The sequence below is a fragment of the Bacillus sp. SIMBA_008 genome (assembly GCF_046535495.1).
Taxonomy (GTDB): domain Bacteria; phylum Bacillota; class Bacilli; order Bacillales; family Bacillaceae; genus Bacillus; species Bacillus subtilis.
Genome location: NZ_JAWRWL010000594.1, coordinates 1 through 265, shown reverse-complemented (window position 1 = coordinate 265; position 265 = coordinate 1). Strand labels below are relative to the sequence as shown.

General features: G+C 70.2%; 1 protein-coding gene. It reads left to right on the top strand.

Annotated features, from left to right (window positions below; translation table 11 throughout):
* Positions 1-235 (top strand): magnesium transporter MgtE N-terminal domain-containing protein (locus SB658_RS24580; protein ID WP_410603005.1); only part of this gene is annotated, 235 nt, incomplete at its 5' end.
* Positions 236-265 lie beyond the last annotated feature (30 nt).

Genomic DNA, 265 nt, shown 5'->3' with positions numbered 1-265 from the left:
CGCGATGCTCGACGCATTGCCGGTGCCGCGCGCGGTGAAGATCCTCGAGCAGCCCGAGCTGCGCGACGCCAGCGAACTGGTCGCCGCGCTGCCACCGCAGCGCGCGGCGCTGCTGCTGGGCCAGATGGCCGACGATCGCGCCACCGACATCTTCCACGAGCTGGACGAGGCCGAGCGCGACCTGGCATTCTTCCGCCAGAACCCGGGCGCGCAGCTTTCGCCGGCCCGCTACTGAGCACAAACGAAAAAGGGCTCCGGCGAAACC